Annotated in this window: 19 protein-coding genes; 11 read left to right on the top strand and 8 right to left on the bottom strand. The window is 59.8% G+C overall.

The window, feature by feature from the left end; genetic code table 11:
* Positions 1-81: 81 nt before the first annotated feature.
* Positions 82-1,329 carry a hypothetical protein gene (locus tag ACR3E6_RS03775; RefSeq protein ID WP_480485909.1) on the top strand — a complete coding sequence of 416 codons (1,248 nt, stop codon included), beginning with the start codon at positions 82-84 and terminating at the stop codon, positions 1,327-1,329.
* A 7-nt stretch (positions 1,330-1,336) separates the two neighbouring features.
* Here ACR3E6_RS03775 and ACR3E6_RS03770 read toward each other — a convergent pair whose 3' ends face one another.
* Complete coding sequence (locus ACR3E6_RS03770) at positions 1,337-2,278, bottom strand: YcaO-like family protein (RefSeq protein ID WP_480485907.1); 942 nt, start codon at positions 2,276-2,278, stop codon at positions 1,337-1,339.
* A 68-nt stretch (positions 2,279-2,346) separates the two neighbouring features.
* On the opposite strand from ACR3E6_RS03770, the gene ACR3E6_RS03765 reads away from it, so the two are divergent.
* Both ACR3E6_RS03765 and ACR3E6_RS03760 read left to right on the top strand, forming a co-directional pair.
* On the top strand, positions 2,347-2,658 hold the full coding sequence (locus ACR3E6_RS03765) for a hypothetical protein (RefSeq protein ID WP_480485905.1): 312 nt from the start codon (positions 2,347-2,349) through the stop codon (positions 2,656-2,658).
* A 33-nt stretch (positions 2,659-2,691) separates the two neighbouring features.
* The gene (locus ACR3E6_RS03760) at positions 2,692-4,311 is read left to right on the top strand and encodes a hypothetical protein (RefSeq protein WP_480485903.1); all 1,620 of its coding nucleotides are present in this window, start codon (positions 2,692-2,694) and stop codon (positions 4,309-4,311) included.
* 7 nt (positions 4,312-4,318) lie between these two features.
* Here the strand turns inward: ACR3E6_RS03760 and ACR3E6_RS03755 are convergent, their stop codons facing one another.
* From ACR3E6_RS03755 to ACR3E6_RS03735, 5 genes are read right to left on the bottom strand one after another with little or no spacing between them, the layout of a single operon-like run.
* Positions 4,319-4,702 (bottom strand): carboxymuconolactone decarboxylase family protein, encoded by a 384-nt coding sequence (locus ACR3E6_RS03755; protein WP_152456719.1) that lies wholly within the window; start codon positions 4,700-4,702, stop codon positions 4,319-4,321.
* A gap of 17 nt (positions 4,703-4,719) precedes the next feature.
* Positions 4,720-5,466, bottom strand: a complete 747-nt coding sequence (locus tag ACR3E6_RS03750; protein ID WP_480485901.1) for a sulfotransferase-like domain-containing protein — start codon at positions 5,464-5,466, stop codon at positions 4,720-4,722.
* Positions 5,463-6,299, bottom strand: a complete 837-nt coding sequence (locus tag ACR3E6_RS03745; protein ID WP_480485899.1) for an aspartate racemase/maleate isomerase family protein — start codon at positions 6,297-6,299, stop codon at positions 5,463-5,465. Before ACR3E6_RS03745 ends, ACR3E6_RS03750 begins: the two co-directional genes overlap by 4 nt.
* 19 nt (positions 6,300-6,318) lie before the next feature.
* Positions 6,319-7,407: an aromatic ring-hydroxylating oxygenase subunit alpha gene (locus ACR3E6_RS03740; RefSeq protein WP_480485897.1), complete on the bottom strand. Its 1,089-nt coding sequence runs from the start codon at positions 7,405-7,407 to the stop codon at positions 6,319-6,321.
* Positions 7,404-8,291, bottom strand: a complete 888-nt coding sequence (locus tag ACR3E6_RS03735; protein WP_171635121.1) for a MurR/RpiR family transcriptional regulator — start codon at positions 8,289-8,291, stop codon at positions 7,404-7,406. The genes ACR3E6_RS03740 and ACR3E6_RS03735 overlap by 4 nt, the downstream gene beginning before the upstream one ends.
* Before the next feature lie 68 nt (positions 8,292-8,359).
* On the opposite strand from ACR3E6_RS03735, the gene ACR3E6_RS03730 reads away from it, so the two are divergent.
* The 7 genes from ACR3E6_RS03730 to ACR3E6_RS03700 are packed head-to-tail and all read left to right on the top strand — an operon-like array spanning position 8,360 to position 16,245.
* Positions 8,360-10,813 (top strand): FAD-dependent oxidoreductase, encoded by a 2,454-nt coding sequence (locus tag ACR3E6_RS03730; protein WP_480485894.1) that lies wholly within the window; start codon positions 8,360-8,362, stop codon positions 10,811-10,813.
* The gene (locus tag ACR3E6_RS03725; protein ID WP_480485892.1) at positions 10,813-11,895 is read left to right on the top strand and encodes an alcohol dehydrogenase family protein; all 1,083 of its coding nucleotides are present in this window, start codon (positions 10,813-10,815) and stop codon (positions 11,893-11,895) included. Before ACR3E6_RS03730 ends, ACR3E6_RS03725 begins: the two co-directional genes overlap by 1 nt.
* Positions 11,892-12,470: a dimethylsulfonioproprionate lyase family protein gene (locus ACR3E6_RS03720; RefSeq protein ID WP_480485890.1), complete on the top strand. Its 579-nt coding sequence runs from the start codon at positions 11,892-11,894 to the stop codon at positions 12,468-12,470. Before ACR3E6_RS03725 ends, ACR3E6_RS03720 begins: the two co-directional genes overlap by 4 nt.
* Positions 12,467-12,769 (top strand): hypothetical protein, encoded by a 303-nt coding sequence (locus tag ACR3E6_RS03715; protein ID WP_480485888.1) that lies wholly within the window; start codon positions 12,467-12,469, stop codon positions 12,767-12,769. Before ACR3E6_RS03720 ends, ACR3E6_RS03715 begins: the two co-directional genes overlap by 4 nt.
* The gene (locus ACR3E6_RS03710) at positions 12,766-13,872 is read left to right on the top strand and encodes a mandelate racemase/muconate lactonizing enzyme family protein (protein ID WP_480485886.1); all 1,107 of its coding nucleotides are present in this window, start codon (positions 12,766-12,768) and stop codon (positions 13,870-13,872) included. The genes ACR3E6_RS03715 and ACR3E6_RS03710 overlap by 4 nt, the downstream gene beginning before the upstream one ends.
* The gene (locus tag ACR3E6_RS03705; RefSeq protein WP_480485884.1) at positions 13,869-14,972 is read left to right on the top strand and encodes a mandelate racemase/muconate lactonizing enzyme family protein; all 1,104 of its coding nucleotides are present in this window, start codon (positions 13,869-13,871) and stop codon (positions 14,970-14,972) included. Before ACR3E6_RS03710 ends, ACR3E6_RS03705 begins: the two co-directional genes overlap by 4 nt.
* A 1-nt stretch (position 14,973) precedes the next feature.
* Complete coding sequence (locus ACR3E6_RS03700; RefSeq protein ID WP_480485882.1) at positions 14,974-16,245, top strand: aspartate aminotransferase family protein; 1,272 nt, start codon at positions 14,974-14,976, stop codon at positions 16,243-16,245.
* A 238-nt stretch (positions 16,246-16,483) separates the two neighbouring features.
* Here the strand turns inward: ACR3E6_RS03700 and hemC are convergent, their stop codons facing one another.
* The gene (gene hemC, locus ACR3E6_RS03695) at positions 16,484-17,449 is read right to left on the bottom strand and encodes a hydroxymethylbilane synthase (RefSeq protein WP_171233183.1); all 966 of its coding nucleotides are present in this window, start codon (positions 17,447-17,449) and stop codon (positions 16,484-16,486) included.
* A 106-nt stretch (positions 17,450-17,555) separates the two neighbouring features.
* On the opposite strand from hemC, the gene hemE reads away from it, so the two are divergent.
* Positions 17,556-18,590: a uroporphyrinogen decarboxylase gene (hemE, locus tag ACR3E6_RS03690; RefSeq protein WP_171635110.1), complete on the top strand. Its 1,035-nt coding sequence runs from the start codon at positions 17,556-17,558 to the stop codon at positions 18,588-18,590.
* 80 nt (positions 18,591-18,670) lie between these two features.
* Here hemE and ACR3E6_RS03685 read toward each other — a convergent pair whose 3' ends face one another.
* Positions 18,671-19,765: a CaiB/BaiF CoA transferase family protein gene (locus tag ACR3E6_RS03685; protein ID WP_480485879.1), complete on the bottom strand. Its 1,095-nt coding sequence runs from the start codon at positions 19,763-19,765 to the stop codon at positions 18,671-18,673.
* Positions 19,766-19,769 lie beyond the last annotated feature (4 nt).

The following is a 19,769-nucleotide window of genomic DNA, read 5'->3' as shown; positions in this document are numbered from 1 at the left end:
GCCCTGTCGGAATTGAAACCCTGCGGGCATCGACCTCTGACTTTCCATTCTAGTGTCTCTGAAGCCCAACGGTGTTCTTTGATGTCTGTATTCCAATCGCCGGGACTTGCTGATCAAGGCGTGAACGAAGCCACCCGGTCAGCGTGGAATTCAAGCATTCAGAACATATTCGACGTGCAAGGTGTCAGCCCGTTTCTGGTCATGGATCCGCGTGACATAGAGGCGGGCCAGCCTTCGAATGGGTTCAGATGGCGCGCCGATCCCCGGGAACCGCGGGACTGTCTGGGCGATGAGCTGGCGGCGCGCGTGTGTGACCAAGGCTGGCCCGGCAGGGTTGAGCTGCACAATGAATATCTTGAATACACGTTGGTAATGCGACCCGATGCCGGTGGCAGACTGCGCCCGAAGCGTTTTGTGGCCACTACCGAGTTTGTGGAGTGGTGGCAGTTCATGGCGGTGTTCGATCTCGATCACTTCCTGTCGGTGGTCGCATCGGTGACCGGGCGCTTCTACTCCTGCACGGACCTGCTTGAAGTCTCACGGTCGGTATGGACATCGATGGATGTGTCCGAGCGTGCGGCCCGCTTTCACAAAAGGCTGGTGGGCAATGATGACGCGCATCCGCCGGAACATCCGTTGAATATCCAGCATGCCCTGTTTCTGGCCAAGGGCACGAACCGTTTGACCGATCTGATCCAGACCATGCATTTTTCTTCCTTCCCGTATCTCGTGAAGGACGGCGAGAGCAGGCGGCGCGCCCGGCTTGAAGAAGTTCTTGATTTCGCGAACCGGCAGGATCTGTACTGCGGGCATGCAGGGATCCGCCTGGTGAGCGATACGCTTGAACTGGCCGCGGGGAACTGTGGCAAGTCACCTGCGGGCCGGGCGATGGCATTCTCAGATCCGCTTGGGCTGTATATTCAGGCATTCCATACATCAGAACTGTTTGTGGGTGCGGGCGGGGTGCCTCGGGGCTGGGTCCGGTTCAGGCGCGGTGCGCCGGGAATGCACATGCGACTTGAATTCGGACCTGCCGATGACGATCCCCGGTTTCTGGATGATATCACGCTGGGAACAGGCCCTTCGGCGCGCCCTGTCTCGGGCTATGCTCTGGCCAGCCTGATCGAGGTCGGACCGATGATCACAGTTGCCGCCAGGCCGCGCGTGATCACCCGTGTCGAATTTGTTGAAATTCCGCATGTTGATCCGGGGCGGGTTGTCCGCAGCCTGCCCGAGACCGAACGTTGCAGGCAGCTTTTGGAATTCGCGGACCGTTGCAAGGCAAAGACCAACGGCGACACGACACGCTTTCGCAGAGACGGATCCTGACAGGTGCTCAAACTGCTACGGCTTTGACCACCGGAAGGGGAATTTCAGGTGCCGTCATGTCAAAAACCGCAACCGGACGACCGAGGGCGCGGCTTGCCGCTGTCAATACCGTCGTCAGCGACGGGTTCGGGCTGTCCCACGCCTGCACGTCGTACAACCGCGTCGGAGCAACAGGCCGGTCATTCTGCGCGCCACGATAAAGCCGGAGCAGACGGGCCTGTTCGGCATCCATGCCGTGATCCGTTACACCGTTGTGTTCAAGCATCACCATGTTGCGCCAGGACACCACCGCCTCGGATGCTGCGTGCCAGACGCCCTGCGCCAGATTTGCGGAAAGCGCCGATCCGTAGGTCGGCCTGCCGCCATCCGCATCTGCGCAGACCGCGCGCAGCAGAAGGCCGATGCCCGGAACTTCGAGGATGTGAAGGCTCAGTTGCCGCAGCTGGACGTGCAGCCACTGCGTCAAATCACGGGGCAGGACCGTGTCCGGCGCCAGGTGGTCAAACCCCTGCGATCCAAGAGCGTGTTCCAAACACTCCAGCGCCGCCCACAGCGCAGCGGCTTCATGTGTCGGGCCAGCCGCGGCACCTTTCGAAGTGACCTTTCCGTCACTGCCCGGAACACCCAGTGCAAGCGCGTCGTTTGGCATCACATGGGATGCGCCATCCGACGCGATCAGGCTTTCGCGGGTTTGTGGTGCTTCGGCACTGTATTGCAAGGCATAGCGCTCAATCGCCTCGAACCCGGCCAGCCGCGCCGCCTCTTCCGGTGTACGGCCGGTGCCGAAAGACACGCGATGGCCCATCCCGCCCTTGGGCGGCAGAGCGCCGTCGCGCAGCTCGATCAAGCGAAAAGCCGCGTGGATCGGCGCAGCTTTGGGGAATTCGGCAAACGAGGGTTTGGAAATTAGCCGAGCAGTTTCAGCGCGTTCAATCAACGTGTCGGTCATTTTCATTTCCGGATAAGCATATAACGGGGTATACAAGCGGGCATTGTTGTTTGAGAAGGAGATTTTACATGGCTCGTTTGACAATCAACCCGAATTATTCGTTGAAAGACTTGGGGTGCGAAGTTCTGAATGCCGCGCGCGGCCGTGCGCTGGGGTCGCAAGATGATCAGGACGCGGCGGAACGCAAAATTCAAGAAATCCTCGCGGACAGTGGTAACCCTGAGGTCAGGTTTGTCTATGATAACAAGGATCTGGTTCATATCGTTGTTCCGGACCTGAGTGACAAAAAGCCGGATCCGAACCCCGATCACGAGTCATGGTGCTGCAAACTGGCCTATGAAGCGATGGGTGGTATCGTCATATTTGGATGCAGCGGTTAACGACAACCCCCGAACGTTTCTTGAGGGCTGTAAGTGACTGAGGCAATAACCAAGGTTTTTTTGACCGGACCGTTTCAGATTATCCGTGACGACGGTCAGGATGTGACGCCTCGGGGCACCAAAGCGAAAGCTCTTCTTGCTTTGGTGCTTCTGTCAAAAAACGCGATACGCAGCAGGGCTTGGTTGCAGGACAAGCTCTGGAGCGAGAGTTCGCCCGCACAAGGCGCGGCGTCGCTGCGCAAAGAGCTGAGTGTTCTCAGCAAGCACTTTTCCAAGCACAAACTTGATTTTCTTGAAGTCACACGTGAAACGGTGTCGATCAATCTGACAGCTGTCGAGGTTGATCTGTTTGACGAGCAGCTTAGTTCCGATCGGGCTGAATTGCTTGAAGGGTTGGACGTTGCCGACCCCGAGTTCGAGGCGTGGCTGACGGTTGAACGGCAGGCCTATTGGGACATCGATACAGACTCAGACGGACCGGTTCTGGTTGGCCGCGGTTTGCCGGTGCATTGGGGGCGCTTGCGTCCAGCGGTTGTGGTTGAGCCTTTTGAGGTTGTCGGGGAAACGCCGGATATCAGCATTGCTGCCTCCTCCATACGAGACGAACTCATGTTTCTTCTGGGCACAATGTCCGACGTGATCGAACTGCGTGACGCGCGCAGGCAGGAAGGCGCGGTTGAAGGTTATGTTCTCAGCGGCAGCGTGGTTGGCGCGGAAGGTCTGCGGGTGGCCGCTCAATTGACGTCAACCGCGGATCAGGTGTGCCTTTGGACACAGCGGTTCCGCTTTCGTGCGAAGGAAACATTCGACGCGGTCGAAGAAATCGCCATGAAGGTTGTCGAGGCGCTCCAACTGCGATTGCGTGACGGGTATTGGTCAGAAATCTGGTCTGGTCGTGCCACTTCGACCGAGGCCTGGTCTGCGTTCCAGAAAGCGCGCATATTGGAAAGTCAGGCAACGGAAGACGGGTTGCAGGATGCCATCCGTCAATACCGCGCCTGTCTCGAGTTTGACCCCGGATACCTGCCGGCCCGTGTGGCGATCGGTTTCTGTCATTTGGACATGATCCGCCTGGGCATGGATGCAAACCCGGCCGAGACGCTGGCAATGGTCGAGGCCGAATGCAAACAGTTGCGCACTCTGAACCCGACTGACCCGTATTGCTCGGCCCTCCATGCTTTTACCCACAGTGTTGCCGGCAACACGTCAGAGGCTTGCAGCTTGATGCTTGCCGTCGTGGAACGTTTCAGCGGAAGCCCGGAACTGTTGGGATATTACGGCATCCTGTTGGTGTATGATGACCGGGCCGAAGAAGGCGTTTTGGTCTGCAAGAAAGCGTTGGCGTTGACGCCGCATCCGCCCATTTGGATCGAAGCAAATCTGGCAATCGCAATGATGATAATCGGGGACAAGGCCGCGTGGCAGCATGCCCATAACGTGTTGCGGGTTGACCCCGGACGCGTTCGCCCCAGGGTCGTGCTGTGCATGCTGTCCGCCGCCGCCGGGAACCATTCCCTGGCGCGTCGACATGCCCGGCAGATTCTGGAATTGCAGCCGGGCTTTACGGCCGAACGCTGGGCCTGGCCCGGCTGTTTCAAGAACCGGCAACACTACGAGAAAGGCGTGCGGCTGTTGTCGGCGGCTGGTCTGTGACGGGTCGTCAGGTTTCTTCCAGCACCTTGCGGGCCACGCGAAAACACTCCAGCGCCTGAGGAACACCGCAATATATCCCGACCACGTGGATGATGGCGCGGATTTCTTCCTTTGAAACCCCGTTGTTGATAGCGCCCCGGCAGTGGATTTCCCATTCATGCATCTTGCCCAGCGCACCGATCATCGACAGGTTCATCATCGACCGGGTCTTGGCGTCGATCACGTCGTCGCCCCAGCCAAACCCCCAGCACCAGGCCGTCATGGCTTCTTGAAACGGGCGGGTGAAGTCGTCGGCGGCAGCAAGGTTTTTTTCCACATACTCTGCGCCCAGCGTGTTCTTCCTTTGCTCCAGTCCTTTCAGAAACAGGTCTTCGTCGAAAATGTCGGCCATTGCGGGTCTCCGGTGTGTCAGTGTGTCAGGCGGTGTTTGTAAAGGTGATCGTAATGCGGTTTTATCCTGCGGTGCACCTGTTTCACACGGTCTGGCGCGTCCGCGATGTCGATATGCGTGCGTGTCTGCGGCGCAAGCCCGGTCGATTTCGCCAGGTTGCCATGGAACGACCCGCCGTCCCACCAGCTGAGGGCGGACGGATCACCGCCCGGTTCCCATGTCAGCGCCTCCTGGATGAATGGGATTCCCACCGCGTCACAGAAGGCCCGGGTCATGCCGTGTGGGTCTTCCAGCAGGTCATCGCTGTCAATGACTGGCGGCGGAGTTCCGTTCAACGCCGTCAACAGATCGAACAGCGCGCGCTGTTCGGGAAAGCCAACCTCGCCTTCGGCAAAGTCCGGCCATTGTTTGTACATCGAAGTGATGGTCTTGGCCGGGTCCCGGATCAGGAAGGCGTGGGTGAAATACGACAGAAACTCGGCATCCCACATGTGGTTGATGTAATGCGGAAAATCCTTGAGAAAGACCGGCCCCCGTTTCGCCCGCTGCTGAATGTCCAGCCACACGCTGTCCAGTGTCAGGCCCGGCGTTGTCACATCACCCGGTTGGAACCGATGCCAAAGCGGGTCTTCACCCTGATACCACGCCTCGCCAAAGGGCTCGTGCAGGCAGTCGAGATCACCGCGTTGCCGCATCATCCACTCGAACGCGGTTGACGTGGACCTGGGCACGGCCCAGAGCGCGAGGATTTTGTGCATGGTCATGGCCTCTCGAACAACTCAAGACGTTTCAGCAATTTCCCGTGCGGTTTGTCGGGTGCGATACCGAGGGATTTGAAGATGCGCCAGTAAAGCGCGATGTCGTGGCCGATCACCGGTTTGCCCAGCGTGTCTTCAAGCGTATCGGCCAGATGCAGCGGGCGCTGGGGCAAGCCACCGGGACCGGTGCGGAAATTGCACATGCCATTGATCAGGATCGCTTCGGCCCGAGGTGCCTTGTCGGCCACATATTCAAAGCTTTTCAGTGCCAGATCGCCGTCAAAGACCCAGCGACAGGAATTGACGTCTTCCTGACTGTCGAACCAGCCCTGATCGTGGAAATTCCCGGCCCAGACCACATCAAACCCGGCTTCTTTCAAGAAGCCGACCGTGCCCTGCCACCATTCCGGCCAATGATAGGCGGCGTTCAGGGCAACCTTTTCGACATTCAGGTCACGCAATGCCTCGACCATGGCATATCCCGCCATGTGAAAGCGGGTGCCATATTTGTCTGACAGGCCTTCGCAGTGTTGCCGAACGCCTTCCACGCCCAGCCCGCAGGCATGGACCCAATTCGAACCGACCTGACCGCAGACATCCACACCGTTGCGAGACATACAGTGCACGAAGTCTTCGAGCATGCCAAAGTTCTGTCTCCGCTGATCCAACCCGTGCACGTAGTCTGGCACATGCAGCATCCACCCGTGAACGCCCACCGTTTCGGGGCACATGCGCAGGAAATCCGAGGGCGCGGCGTCAAAATCGAACGGCGGGCAGGTGAACCCGACCTGATGGGGGAACAGTTTGTGTTCCGGGCGCCAGACTTCAGGCATCAGCATCAGCGTGCTACCTCGGCCACTAATCCACAGCCTCGCGCATCCATTGCTGAAGCCGCGCGATGGAATGTTCCGACATCACCCCGCAGCCCGGATCCAGAACAAGCGGTCCGGGGCGATAGCCCCGCGACTTGAGCCCGCGATGAACGGATTCCACAAGGCGGATGTCTTCCTCGACCGTCGTTTCGCGGTCTTGGACCGCCAGTTGCCGGATAACCGCACTGTCCGAGTCTCCCTCGGTGTACCAGCCGCGCCAGACGGTGCAGTGATCGGCATCAACCGCGCGCCAGTGATAGGTGTTCAGCACGTTGCCGGGATAACACTGAAACGAGAACATCGGCCACAGGAACCACGATTGGTAATCGCCCGCGTGCGGTACCGACAGGTCGATGGGATAGGTCATCTTGTCGAGGCTCTGGCATTCCGTTGTGTGACGCAGGACGTAGCCGCCGCCCGCGTCCGGCTGAATGTCATAGGTTTCGGGCTTGACCACACCTTCGGCAAAGGTCGGGTGGTTGGTCGGGCAATGGTAGCATTCCGAGTAGTTCTCGACACTGACCTTCCAGTTGCAGTTTTCGGGGATCTCGACCCATTCCAGCGGTTCCAGATCGTCGATATGCGGGACGAATGCGCGGATTTCCTCGCGCACGCCGGGGTACCATTCGTCCATCGGCGCGGCGTTGTCGTCGAGGTTGACGAAAATGAAACCGTTGAACAATTCGGTGCGCACCGAGGTCAGGCAAATAGCGCTGCGGTCGAACCCGGGGACGGATTTGATATTGGGTCCGGCACGCAGTTGGCCGGTCAGCTCGTAAGTCCATGCGTGGTAGGGGCAGACGACGACACGCGTGTTGCCCGCGCCGGTGACCATTTCATGCGCGCGATGCTGGCAGACGTTATAGAAGGTGCGGATTTCGCCGTCGCGGCCGCGAATGCAGAACAGGTTCTGGCCGGCGATCTCAAACGCAAAGTAATCCCCCGTTTCCCGGACCTGCGCGACATGGCCCGCAAACTGCCACGTTCGGGCCAGAAGCCCCTGCATTTCCTGCTCGAAAATCGCAGGGTCGGTATAGTATCGCGCGTCCAGTGAGTGGGTCAGGGGTGCGTTCATTCGGGCTCCTCCGCGTAGAGGCCAAGTTGGTGTCTGCGTTGGTGAAACCGTTCCACCCGCTCGACGATCTCATCGCTGGACACTGCGATCACGAAGGACAGCAGCGTTTCCAGCAAGGCAATCGTCGAAACGGATGACGGAAAGAACTGCGGCGTGTCGGCGGCGACGACAAAGCCGTGGTGGGCGTTCAGGATCACCGGGCTTGCCGGGCTGTCGGAAATACCGATGACGGTCAGACCCTGTTGCCGAGCCAGCTTGATCGCCTCGATGACTTCGGTGCGATAGGGGTGGCAGGTGATCGCGATCAGTACGTCCTGCTCATCGGCCCAGGCCAGATCATCGACCGGGTTCGAGCCGGGGCGGGGAATGGCGTGAAACTGCTTCATCCCGGTCGACGCAAGATAGGTGAAATTGCGCGCGTTCGCGTTGTTGACGCCAACGCCCAGCGTGAAGATCTGGCGGCAGTTCCAGATAACCTCGGCGGCGGCCTTCAGGGTCGCAGCGTCGATTCCGGCAAAGGTTTCTTCGATATTGCGGATCGCCGCGCCCACCATATCGGCATAAAGCCCACCCAGTTCCCCTGACTTGCCAATGTCCTGCAACCAACGCGCGCGGTCTGGAAACGACACGTTGCCCCGTCGAATCGATTCGCGGAAGGGGGCCCGGAAATCTTCGTACCCTTCGAAGCCCACCTGCCGGGCCATGCGCACGAAAGTATTGGGTTTCACCTTGGCCGCCTCGGCAATCTCGCGCACGGTTGAAACCCCAACATCCGTTGGGTTTTCCAGAACGTAACGCGCGGCTTTCTGCGCCTCGGGGGTAAGGGCTTCCCACTCCTGGCTCAGGCGGTCCAGAACGGTTGATGATACATTTGTGTCATTCATGATTGACGATGGTACATTTGTGGAATTAGCCTGTCGAGCAGAAACGCGACTCGGGAAGAGGAAAAATCATGTCCGGGAACGAACTGCCGTCACACGCCCGTGTGGTCATTGTCGGAGGCGGCGTGATGGGGGTCGGTCTGGCCTATCATCTGGCGCATGAAGGCTGGGGCGCTGATACCGTCCTGCTGGAGAAGGCCGAGCTGACCAGCGGCAGCACTTGGCATGCAGCGGGGCAGATCACGCATTCGACGTCCAGCTTTGGACTGGGCAAATGCGTGGATTACAATATTGGCCTGTACTCTGGTCAGTTGGAGGCCGAAACCGACCAGCCCGTCACATGGCATGGCTGCGGTTCGTTCCGTCTGGCCTATACCGAGGATGAGATGGACTGGCTGCGCCACACCCTGTCGGTTGGTCGGTCGCTGGGTTTCAATATCGAGCTTGTCGGTCCCGAAAAGGTGGCCGAACTGCACCCGTTCTACAACCTCGAAGGTGTTTTAGGCGCGTTGCACACACCGGATGACGGACATGTCGATCCAACCAACGTGACCATGGCGATGGCGACCGGTGCGCGTCAGAAAGGCGTACGTATCTTCCGCAACTGCCGCGCGACCAACATCACGCAGGCCGAGAATGGCGAGTGGGCGGTTGAGACCGAGCAGGGCACCATCACCTGCGAGCATGTGGTGAATGCAGGCGGCACTTATGCCCGTCAGATGGGCGAATGGTCGGGGCTGCAACTGCCGATGACCTCGATGACGCACCATTACTTCGTGACCGAGCCGGTGCCTGAATTCCAGAACCTGGACACCGAACTGCCGGTGATCCGTGATGACCGCAAGGTCTCGGGCTATATCCGGATGGAGCAGCAGCGCGGTCTGATCGGGATTTACGAAAAAGAGAACCCGAACTCGGTCTGGCATGATCACTGCCCGTGGGAATACGAAAACTGGTTGTTCGACGCGGATTACGACCGGGTGATGCCGTGGCTTGAGGAAAGCCTGAACCGGATGCCGATCTTTGCCGAACTCGGTATTCAGCGCGACGTGCACGGGGCGATCTCGCACCCGCCGGATGGCAATCCGCTGATCGGACCAGCGCCGGGGGTTCGGAACTATTGGTGCTGTTGCGGGACCCAGATCGGCATCGGCTGGGGGCCGGGTCTGACCCGCGAACTGGCGCGGTGGATGGTGCATGGTGCCGCCGATATCTCGATGCGCGAATTCGATCCGCGCCGGTTCGGCAGCTATGCGACCAAGGATTGGCAGGTGATCAAGGCCGAAGAAGACTACTGCCTGCGCCATGAAATCCCCTTTCCACATTTCAACCGTCTGGCCGGGCGACCGATCAAGCCGTCGCCGCTGCATGAGCTGCTGAAATCCAAGGGCGCGGTGCATGAAGAAGTGTATGGTTTCGAACGCCCCCGCTGGTTTGCCCGCGATGGGGTGGAACAGCGCGACCATTATTCCTTCCGCCGCACATCTGCCGACGACATGGTCGCGGCCGAGGTCAAAGCCGTTCGTGAAAGCGTCGGCATCATGGACGTCACCGCTTTCACCAAGGTCGAGGTTTCGGGGCCGGGGGCTTATGCCCTGCTTGACCGGCTGACCGCAAACCGGATGCCGCAGAAGGTCGGCTCGATCACGCTGACCCATATGCTGAACCGTCGCGGCCGTATCGAATTGGAGACCACGATTGTCCGCATGGCCGCTGACCGCTTCTATCTGGTTTGTGCGGCCTTCTTCGAACAGCGCCTGCTGGATCATCTGGCGCAGCAGCGCGCGGATGAGGATGCGCAGGTAACCGCGCTGTCCGCGGACTGGTCGGCCCTGTCGCTGAACGGTCCTCGATCGCGGGATGTGCTGGCGCGCTGTACCGATGCCGATCTGACCAATGCCGGGTTCCGCTGGCTTTCCGCGCAGGAAATCACCATCGCCGGTCACAAGGTCTGGGCCTTCCGCATGTCCTATGCCGGAGAGCTGGGCTGGGAAGTGCACATGCCCAACGCTGCCTGCCTCGACGTCTACAACGCGCTTTGGGCGGCAGGTGAGGCGTATGGCATCACCGACTACGGCAGCTTTGCCATGAACGTGATGCGAATGGAGAAGGGCTTCAAAGGCGCGGGCGAGTTGACCAACGAGGTCACTCTGGCCGAGGCCGACGTGCAGCGTTTTGCGCGCACCGACAAGGATTATCTGGGCAAGGACAAGACCCTCAACACCGATCTGCCCTGGATCTGTGCCTATCTTTCAATTGAACCGGATGGAGAGATTGATGGGCATGGCGGAGAAGCGGTGCTGCTGGACGGGCGCGTCGTCGGGTCCACGGCGTCGGTCGCGTATGGCCACACCGTCGGCAAGATTCTGGCCTTTGCATACCTCAAGCCCGAAGCGGCCAAGGCCGGGACACAGCTGGAGGTCGTGATTCACGGCCAACCCCGTGCCACCCGTGTTCTGGACAAACCTGCTTACGACCCCGACAGTTTGCTGCCCCGCAGTGACGCCATACTGGAGACCGCTTGATGAGCCTGCCCGATACGATGAGAGCCATGGTCACAATGGGCCATGGTGGTCTGGAACAGATGGTGATGCAGGAAGACTGGCCGCGCCCAGAACCCGCGGCCGGTGAAGTTCTGATCAGGGTCGCAGCCTGCGGCCTGAACAATACCGACGTCAATACGCGGTCCGGCTGGTATTCCAAGACCGTAACGGATGCGACCACCGGTGGCGCATTCGAGGAAGTCGGTGAAGAAGACCCGACATGGGGCGGCAACCCGATTACCTTCCCGCGCATTCAGGGCGCAGATGTCTGCGGCCGTATCGTTGCCGTTGGCGAGGGCGTGGACAGCGCTCGTATCGGCGAGCGTGTCATCACGGATGGCTGGCTGCGAGATCCGGCTGATCCCGGCAATATGAACAAGACAGGGTACTTCGGTTCGGAACGCGATGGCGGGTTCGCCGAATATACTACGACTCTGGCGGTCAATGCGGTGCCGATCACTTCGGACCTGTCGGATGCCGAACTGGCCACATTCTCCTGTTCCTATTCTACCGCTGAAGGGATGCTGTCCTGTGCCAACGTGACGGAAAAAGACACCGTTCTTGTACCCGGTGCCTCTGGCGGGGTGGGTGGTGCATTGGTTCAATTGGCCAAACGCCGTGGCGCGCGTGTGATTGCGATGGCATCCGAATCCAAACACGCCGACGTGGCCGATCTTGGCCCAGATGTGATATTGCCCCGCACACCTGAAGATCTGCGGTCAGCGCTGGGCGACGAGAAGATCACCGTGGTCGCCGATGTGGTAGGTGGCCCTTACTGGCCGAACCTGATCGACGTACTGGAGCGCGGCGGGCGCTACACCTGTTCGGGGGCCATTGCAGGTCCGATGGTCGAACTTGACCTGCGGACGTTCTATCTGCGCGATCTGACCTTCACCGGTTCGACCGTGATCGGACCCGAGGTCATGAAGAACCTCGTGACATATATTGAAGCCGGTGAAATCAAGCCGGCTCTGGCCGCAACCTATCCTTTGGAGGAGTTGCGGGACGCGCAAGCGGCGTTCATCGCCAAACAGCATACCGGCAACATCGTGGTGGTACCATGACGTTGGATGATGTTCTCGAGGCGGCCCGCCAATTGCATCAGGCGCATCCTGACCTTGCCGCGTTTGCATCATGGCCGGACGATCTGACACCGACGGGTTTGCAGCCTGCTCACATTCCGGCGACCGATCTGGTGGGCGATTTTGGCCTTGATGGCGTGGCGCCAACCCGTGATCTGGTCGCGGCGATCAAGGCCAGCGCGCATCTGGCGCAATGGAAACACACATACACCGAAGAGGAAGTCGGTGCGGATTTCCTGAATCGGTACGGGTATTACGAACTGTTCGGACCGACCGGGCATTTCCACTCGACCCAATTGCGCGGCTACGTTGGATATTGGGGCGCTGGTCTGGACTATGACTGGCACAGCCATCAGGCGGAAGAGCTGTATCTGACCCTTGCGGGCGGAGCAGTTTTTCGCAGCAACGAGGATGAAACCTTCGTCGGCCCGCACCAGACACGACAGCACAAAAGCTGGCAAAGCCACGCCATGACAACGATGAACCAACCGATCCTGACCTTTGTCCTGTGGCGAGGCGAAGGGATGGGCGACCTGCCCAGAATGGACGCCGCATGAAAATCACCCGCATCCGAATTTACCAGACCGGGCTTCCCTATGTCGGCGGCACCTATGCCTGGGGTGCGGGAAACGCGATTGAAACGGCCATCGCATCGGTTGTCGCCCATTTTGCGGCGTCGACCCCGCCTGAATACCTGCAGAACACCACGGATCTGATGAACTACAACACGCGATCTACGGGCGTCGGAGGTCCTGTCGTTAAAGACGGAAAGCTTTATACAACCAATACGCCGGGATTGGGTGTAACCCCCGATTTTGAATGCCTCGGCGCACCCGTGGCGGAGTATGCTCTATGAAGATTGAAACGATTACCGTTTTTCAGGTCGATTTGCCGCTCGAGCATCCCTATTGGCTTTCCGGGGGGCGCATGAAGTTCGAAACGCTTGATGCGACGCTGGTCAGGCTCGAAACCGACACCGGTCTGGTTGGCTGGGGCGAGGGCACGCCCTGGGGGCACACCTATGTACCCGCGCACGGGCCGGGCATCCGGGCCGGGATCGAAACGATGGCCCCCTTCATCCTGGGGCTTGATCCGCGGCGCGTGCTGGACGTGGAACGGGCCATGGATCTAGCCTTGCCCGGACATCTCTATGCTAAAAGCCCCATAGACATGGCCTGCTGGGATATTACCGGTCAGGCGGCGGGCTTGCCGATTGCCGATCTGATGGGCGGCGGATCGCGTACACCGCGCCCGATTGCGTCCTCGGTCGGGGCAAAAACCGTCGAGGAAACACGCGAGGTCATGGAGCGATATCGCGAGCGCGGCTATGTCGCGCATTCGGTGAAGATCGGCGGTGACGTCGAGCGGGACATTGCGCGTGTGCGGGATGTGGAAAGCATCCGGCAGCCCGGAGAGATTGTTCTGTATGATGTCAACCGTGGCTGGACGCGCCAGCAGGCCTTGCGGGTGATGAGCACCTGCGAGGACCTGAACGTGATGTTCGAGCAACCCTGCGAAACACTGGATGATATCGCGGCGATCTCAAGGCTTCATGCATCCCCAGTATCTGTGGACGAGTCCCTTGTGACCTTGCAGGATGCCGTCCGGATTGCCCACGATGGTCTGGCCCAGATATTCGGGATCAAGCTGAATCGCGTGGGTGGTCTGACCAAGGCCGCGCGGATGCGCGATATCGCGCTGGCCCATGGGATAGACATGTTCGTGATGGCCACCGGTGGAACGGTTCTGGCCGATACCGAAGCGCTGCATCTGGCCGCCACGATCCCGGATGACCATTGCCACGCGGTTTGGGCCTGTCAGGACATGATCACGGTTGATGTTGCAGGTGGTCGAGGGCCCCGCAACGTCGATGGCCATCTGCATCTGCCCGAAGCGCCGGGGCTGGGCGTGCATCCGGACGAAGCTGCATTGGGTGATCCAGTAGGAGAATATGCTTGAGAATTGACAAGATAACGCTCTGGTCCGTCGATCTGACCAGCTATGAAACCTATCACATGGCCGGCGGCAAGACCTGCGCGACCGTGACGTCTCATATCCTGCGCCTTGAGACGGATACAGGTCTGACAGGTTGGGGTGAGGTCTGCCCGATCCCGCATTATCTGCCCGCCTTTGCAAATGGAGTACCGGGGGCAATCGCTGAAATGGGTTCCGAGATTCTCGGGGTTTCACCAATTGGGGTCGACGCACCGATGCGAAAGCTGGACGGGTTTCTGCAAGGCCACAGCTATGCGAAATCGATCGTCGACATTGCACTGTGGGATCTGTTCGGCCGCGCGGCGGGGGTGCCGGTTTACGCGTTGCTGGGCGGGCGGACACGGGCAGATATGCCGCTTTATCATTCGATCACATGCATCGCGCCGGATGAAATGGCGCGCATCGCCAAGGCAGCCTTCCAGACGGGCATTCGGCAATTCCAGGTGAAGCTGGGTGTCGAGGGTGATTGGCAAGCCGATGCCGAGCGGCTGATCAAAGTGCGCGAAGCCGTGGGAACCGGACCGCTTGTGTATGGCGACTGGAACTGCGGCGCATCGCGCCTTCAGGCAACGCGAACCGGGCGCGCGGTGGCGCATCTGGATGTGATGCTGGAACAGCCCTGCAAGACGCTGGAAGACTGCGCCGCTGTTCGTCAGTCGACGGGTCTGCCAATGAAGATCGACGAAAGCGCCTTTGATCTTGCATCGCTGATGCGGGCGCATGAGTTGGGTTGCATGGACGCGGTGGCGCTGAAACTGTCGAAATTCGGCGGTCTTTCGGCAATGCGCCGTGCACGCGATCTGACCGTGCAGCTGGGTGCCGAGATTTGTGCAGAATGCACCTGGGGATCGGATATCGTAACGGCGGCCTCGCTGCATTTTGCGGCTTCGACCCCGCATGGATCGCTGATGAACACTTGCGACTTGTCCTCTTACGTTGCTCCGCGCCTGTGCCCCGACGCACCAAACCGTGAAAACGGCCGGATTGCACCGCCTGAAGGCCCGGGTTTAGGTGTGACACCTGACCTCGAAATCCTTGGCGCCCCGATTTTGGAGATTGATTGAGATGCTGAAGATCCAGACACAGTCCGAGTGGATAGCACGCGCAAAAGAGGTTCTGCCAGCTGGCGGTTTCGGCAACTTCGATCCGGGCATCATCATCGCCCGTGGCGAGGGCAGCCATGTCTGGGACGAGGACGGGAACGAATATATCGACTATCTGATAGGGTCCGGTCCGATGCTGCTGGGCCATGGCCACCCCGAAGTGATGGAAGCGGTGCTGGAGCAACTGCCCAAAGGCATGACCTTCTTCGCCAACAACAGCAAGGGCATCGAACTGGCCGAGGCCATCATCGAAGCCGTCCCCTGTTGCGAGCAGGTGCGTTTCGTTGCCTCTGGGGGCGAGGCAGACATGTACGCCATGCGGCTGGCGCGCGCCTATACCGGGCGCGACAAGATCCTCAAGTTCGAAGGGGGATATCACGGAATGAGCGCCGAGGCGCAGATGAGCCTGGCCCCCAGCCGCCGGGTCAATTTCCCGCAGGCCGTTCCCGACAGTGCCGGTATCCCCCAAAGCGTGGCCGAGCAGATGCTGATCGCGCCTTTCAATGATCTTGACGCGGTGGCGGCGCTGCTGGACGAACATGATGATGTCGCTGCGATCATGGTCGAACCCTTGCAGCGGATCATCCCGCCCGAGCCAGGGTTTTTGCAGGGCTTGCGGACCTTGTGCGACAAATTTGGTGTGCTGCTGATTTTTGATGAGATCGTCACCGGGTTCCGTCTGGCTTATGGCGGCGCACAAGAGCGATATGGCGTGACCCCGGATATCTGTACGCTTGGCAAGATCACCGGTGGTGGCTTCCCTCTGGCGGCACTGGGTGCCAGCACCGAGATCATGAAGCATTTTGACAAATCGAAGGTCGGAGACCAGGGCTGGCTGATGCAGTTGGGCACTTTGTCCGGCAACCCCATAGCCTCAGCGGCGGGGCTGAAGACGATGGAGGTTTTGCGGCGCGACGGCACCTATGAACACCTGCGCTCGATTGGGAGGCAGTTGCAGCAGATGCAATCGGACGCTTTGAATGAGGCGGGCATCGCCCATCGCATCTGCGGTGACGAGACCTTGTTCGACATTTATATCACCAAGGCCGAATGTCGCGATTATCGCAGCGCAAACCATGATGATCCGCAGCGCAATGCCACGTACAATGCAACCTTGCGGGCGCATGGGGTCTTCAAGGCTCCGGGCAAACTGTACCCGTCGCTGGCGGTTACCGAAGCGGATCTGGAACAGACCAGTGAGGCCGTTCGTCACGCCGTTGACGCGATTTCCTGAAGGCGGGTCTGGCACAACGCAATCTGGCACAACGTAAACGGGTCGCTGTTGAACTCAACAGCGACCCGCTACCTTTGGAAGCCGGGGGTCAGCCTCGCCCCCTCGAATACTGATTAAAACACCGGCAATCTGAAAACTTTTCGATACTTTCGAGACTGGCCCGACTTCCTCTTCGGTATGTCACAGTAATGCCTGATCGCGCCGCCTGCTACAGTGATCAAGTTCACACTAAACAAATTTATTTTGAATTTTTCCAATCGAATAGATCAGGTCCCGCCTGTTCAAGCAGTTCAGCCGCCATCGCGCGGGCCATCTCAGGCCCATCCTCGACGGGGCCGGTCATATCCCTGCTGGCGGTTTCCGTTCCGTCCGGGCGCAGCACTTCGCCCCGCAACCTTAGGGTGTCGCCGTCAAGTTCGGCAAGGCCGGCGATCGGGGTTTCGCAGGATCCGTCCAGCGCGGCCAGCAATGTGCGTTCAGCCGCCAGACGCCATCCCGTTTCGGTGTGATGAATCGCGTCCAGCATTTCGGCCGCGCGCATGTCGTCGCTGCGCCGTTCGATGCCGATGGTGCCCTGCGCGATGGCCGGCAGCATGTCGTCAGGGGAAATGGCGCTGGCCGGAACCTCATCCATTCCCAAACGGCGAATGCCTGCCATTGCCAGAAACGTGCAATCGGCAACCCCGTCTTCAAGCTTTTTCAGCCGTGTCTGCACGTTTCCGCGAAACTCGACCACTTTCAGATCCGGCCTCCGATTCAGCAGCTGCGCCCGCCGCCGCAAAGACGAGGTGCCCACAACGGCGCCTTCGGGCAGATCGTGGATCGAGCCCAATCGCGGAGATATGAAGGCGTCGCGCACATCCTCGCGCGGCAGGAACGTATCCAGGACCAGCCCTTCGGGTTGTTCAACGGGCATGTCCTTTGTTGAATGCACGGCGATGTCGATCTCGGCGCGCAGCATCGCCTCTTCGATTTCCTTGGTGAACAGGCCCTTGTTGCCAATTTCCTTCAGCGGTCGATCCGCGTCGATCATGGCGCGATTGTCACCGGTCGTCTTGATCACTACGATTTCGAACGCATCCTGTGGCAGATCAAAGGCATCGCTCAGGCGTTGGCGCGTTTCATAGGCCTGAGCCAGAGCCAGCGGCGAGCCACGAGTGCCGATTCTGAGGGGCGATGCGGGGGTGGGCAGGGTCAAAGTCATGTGCACAGCTTTAGTCGCGTCACATTGCCCTGACAATGGGGGCTGAGCTTGACAAATTGCCGCCGAAGGACGACCCGTTGCCAAAACCTGAATGCTGGGGACAAACATGGCCGAGACAAAGAAGCTGCTGCGGGCGCTGGCGGGCGAAGTACAGGATGTGCCGCCGATCTGGATGATGCGTCAGGCGGGTCGGTATTTGCCGGAATACCGGGCCACACGTGCTCAGGCCGGGGATTTCCTGTCACTGTGCTACAATCCTGAATTGGCAGCAGAAGTTACCTTGCAGCCAATTCGGCGATATGGGTTCGATGCGGCGATCCTGTTTGCCGACATCCTTCTTGTGCCACAGGCGCTGGGGGCTGACCTTTGGTTCGTGACAGGTGAAGGGCCGCGTTTATCCACCATCACGCAGCAGGCCGAGTTTGATGCGTTGAAGCCTGTTGACGCGATTCACGAGACACTGTCACCGGTTTACGAGACGGTGCGCATTCTTTCGCGGGAATTGCCGTCGGAAACCACCTTGATCGGATTTGCAGGTGCGCCGTGGACTGTGGCCACCTACATGATTGCAGGGCGCGGCACGCCGGATCAGGGTCCCGCGCATGCGTTGCGCGAAGGTGATACCGCTTTGTTCGAGGCGCTGTTGGACCGCATAACGGCGGCAACGATTGAATATCTGTCCGCTCAGATCGACGCCGGAGCCGAGGTGGTCAAGATATTTGACAGTTGGGCGGGGTCTTTGACGGGCGAAGCTTTCCGCAAATACGCGGTGGAGCCGTGCCGGGTGATTACGCAGGCCATCAAGGAACGTCATCCTGGCATCCCCGTGATTGGATTTCCGCGGGAAGCAGGCGACGGGTATGTCAGGTTTGCAAGGTCGACCGGCGTGGATTGCGTGGCGCTGGACAATTCCGTGTCGCCCGAATGGGCGGCTAAGAACGTGCAGATTGATGGCTGTGTGCAAGGCAATCTGGCATCGTCGCACATGGTTACTGGCGGTCAGGCGCTGGTGGATGAGACTCGGCGCATCGTGCGCGCCTTTTCCAAGGGGCCGCATATTTTCAACCTCGGCCATGGGATCACTCCGGATGCCGACCCGGACAATGTTCAGCTGATGATCGACACGGTGCGCGGCGGGTAGAACGCATGGGAGGGGGCCAGCCCCCTCTTGGCCGCTGGCCAATTCACCCCCGGGATATTTCTGGCCAGATGAAGAGTGTGTCAGGTGCTTTCTGGGGCTTGGAGTTCATTCAGGATCTCGGTTGTGTGCTGGCCGCGGGCAGGGCTGGGCTTTGGTTGCCACTGGTGTGTGGAGAAGCGTGGGGCGGCGGCGGCCTGTAGGGTGCCGTCTGTCTGGCGCCAGGATTGACGGGCTGCATTCATCGGATGGGCTGTGGCCTCGTCGGGGCTGAGTACCGGGGCGACGCAGGCATCTGATCCGTCGAACAGTTTGGCCCAGTGGTCGCGCGGCCAGGATGAGAAGATCTCGGCCAGGCGCCGGGTCAGGTCGGGCCAGAGCTTGCGGGTGTACTGTTGTTGGAACGCCGGGTCCCGGGACAGGCCCAGGATTTCAAGAAATCGGGCGTAGAATTTTGGTTCGAGGCATTGGACCGAAACAAATCCGCCGTCCGCGCAGGTGTAGGTTCGGCTCCAATGCGGGCCGTCCAACAGGCTTTGGCCGCGGGTTTCAGACAGGTTTCCGGTTTGGCGCATGGTCATCAGAAGGTTCATCATATGGGCCGAGCCGTCGTAGATGGCGGCGTCGACCACGGTGCCTTTCCCGGTTCTTTGCACGTTGATCAAACCTGCCAGGATGCCCGCGACAAGGTACATGGCGCCTCCGCCGATATCGCCGATCAGGGTTGCAGGGGTTTGAGGCGGCTGATCCGGGAGAGAGGCGTACCAGAGCGCACCGGACAAGGCGATGTAATTCAGGTCATGTCCTGCCGTGTCGGCCAGCGGACCATCCTGCCCCCAGCCGGTCATGCGGCCATATATCAGTTTTGGGTTGCGGGTCAGGCAAAGATCCGGGCCAAGACCCAGCTTCTCCATCACGCCGGGGCGAAAGCCTTCGATCAGCGCATCTGCCGTGTCAATCAGGCGACGGGCGGTCGCCAGATCTTCGGGATCCTTCAGATCAAGCGCAATCGATCGTTTGCCGCGGTCCAGAAGCGAGCGGTCGGGCATGCCCGGTGTTACTGCCTGGCCTTTGCGGTGGATCGTGATGACGTCGGCGCCCAGATCAGCTAGCTGCATGGCGGCAAACGGGCCGGGGCCCAGTCCTTCTATTTCGACTATGCGTATTCCATTCAGCATCGGC

Source organism: Ruegeria sp. AL3, from assembly GCF_056536065.1.
The sequence above is the reverse complement of the archived record's forward strand: the minus strand, read 5'-3'. Positions and strand labels throughout refer to the sequence as shown.

What these genes read in the sequence shown, in the direction of transcription:
- ACR3E6_RS03710 (WP_480485886.1), top strand. Translation starts at nt 12,766, where the DNA reads ATGAAGATTGAAACGATTACCGTTTTTCAGGTCGATTTGCCGCTCGAG.
- ACR3E6_RS03750 (WP_480485901.1), bottom strand. Translation starts at nt 5,466, where the DNA reads ATGACCATGCACAAAATCCTCGCGCTCTGGGCCGTGCCCAGGTCCACG.
- hemC (WP_171233183.1), bottom strand. Translation starts at nt 17,449, where the DNA reads ATGACTTTGACCCTGCCCACCCCCGCATCGCCCCTCAGAATCGGCACT.
- ACR3E6_RS03715 (WP_480485888.1), top strand. Translation starts at nt 12,467, where the DNA reads ATGAAAATCACCCGCATCCGAATTTACCAGACCGGGCTTCCCTATGTC.
- ACR3E6_RS03770 (WP_480485907.1), bottom strand. Translation starts at nt 2,278, where the DNA reads ATGACCGACACGTTGATTGAACGCGCTGAAACTGCTCGGCTAATTTCC.
- ACR3E6_RS03765 (WP_480485905.1), top strand. Translation starts at nt 2,347, where the DNA reads ATGGCTCGTTTGACAATCAACCCGAATTATTCGTTGAAAGACTTGGGG.
- ACR3E6_RS03700 (WP_480485882.1), top strand. Translation starts at nt 14,974, where the DNA reads ATGCTGAAGATCCAGACACAGTCCGAGTGGATAGCACGCGCAAAAGAG.
- ACR3E6_RS03745 (WP_480485899.1), bottom strand. Translation starts at nt 6,299, where the DNA reads ATGCTGATGCCTGAAGTCTGGCGCCCGGAACACAAACTGTTCCCCCAT.
- ACR3E6_RS03755 (WP_152456719.1), bottom strand. Translation starts at nt 4,702, where the DNA reads ATGGCCGACATTTTCGACGAAGACCTGTTTCTGAAAGGACTGGAGCAA.
- hemE (WP_171635110.1), top strand. Translation starts at nt 17,556, where the DNA reads ATGGCCGAGACAAAGAAGCTGCTGCGGGCGCTGGCGGGCGAAGTACAG.
- ACR3E6_RS03685 (WP_480485879.1), bottom strand. Translation starts at nt 19,765, where the DNA reads ATGCTGAATGGAATACGCATAGTCGAAATAGAAGGACTGGGCCCCGGC.
- ACR3E6_RS03740 (WP_480485897.1), bottom strand. Translation starts at nt 7,407, where the DNA reads ATGAACGCACCCCTGACCCACTCACTGGACGCGCGATACTATACCGAC.
- ACR3E6_RS03720 (WP_480485890.1), top strand. Translation starts at nt 11,892, where the DNA reads ATGACGTTGGATGATGTTCTCGAGGCGGCCCGCCAATTGCATCAGGCG.
- ACR3E6_RS03730 (WP_480485894.1), top strand. Translation starts at nt 8,360, where the DNA reads ATGTCCGGGAACGAACTGCCGTCACACGCCCGTGTGGTCATTGTCGGA.
- ACR3E6_RS03735 (WP_171635121.1), bottom strand. Translation starts at nt 8,291, where the DNA reads ATGAATGACACAAATGTATCATCAACCGTTCTGGACCGCCTGAGCCAG.
- ACR3E6_RS03725 (WP_480485892.1), top strand. Translation starts at nt 10,813, where the DNA reads ATGAGCCTGCCCGATACGATGAGAGCCATGGTCACAATGGGCCATGGT.
- ACR3E6_RS03775 (WP_480485909.1), top strand. Translation starts at nt 82, where the DNA reads ATGTCTGTATTCCAATCGCCGGGACTTGCTGATCAAGGCGTGAACGAA.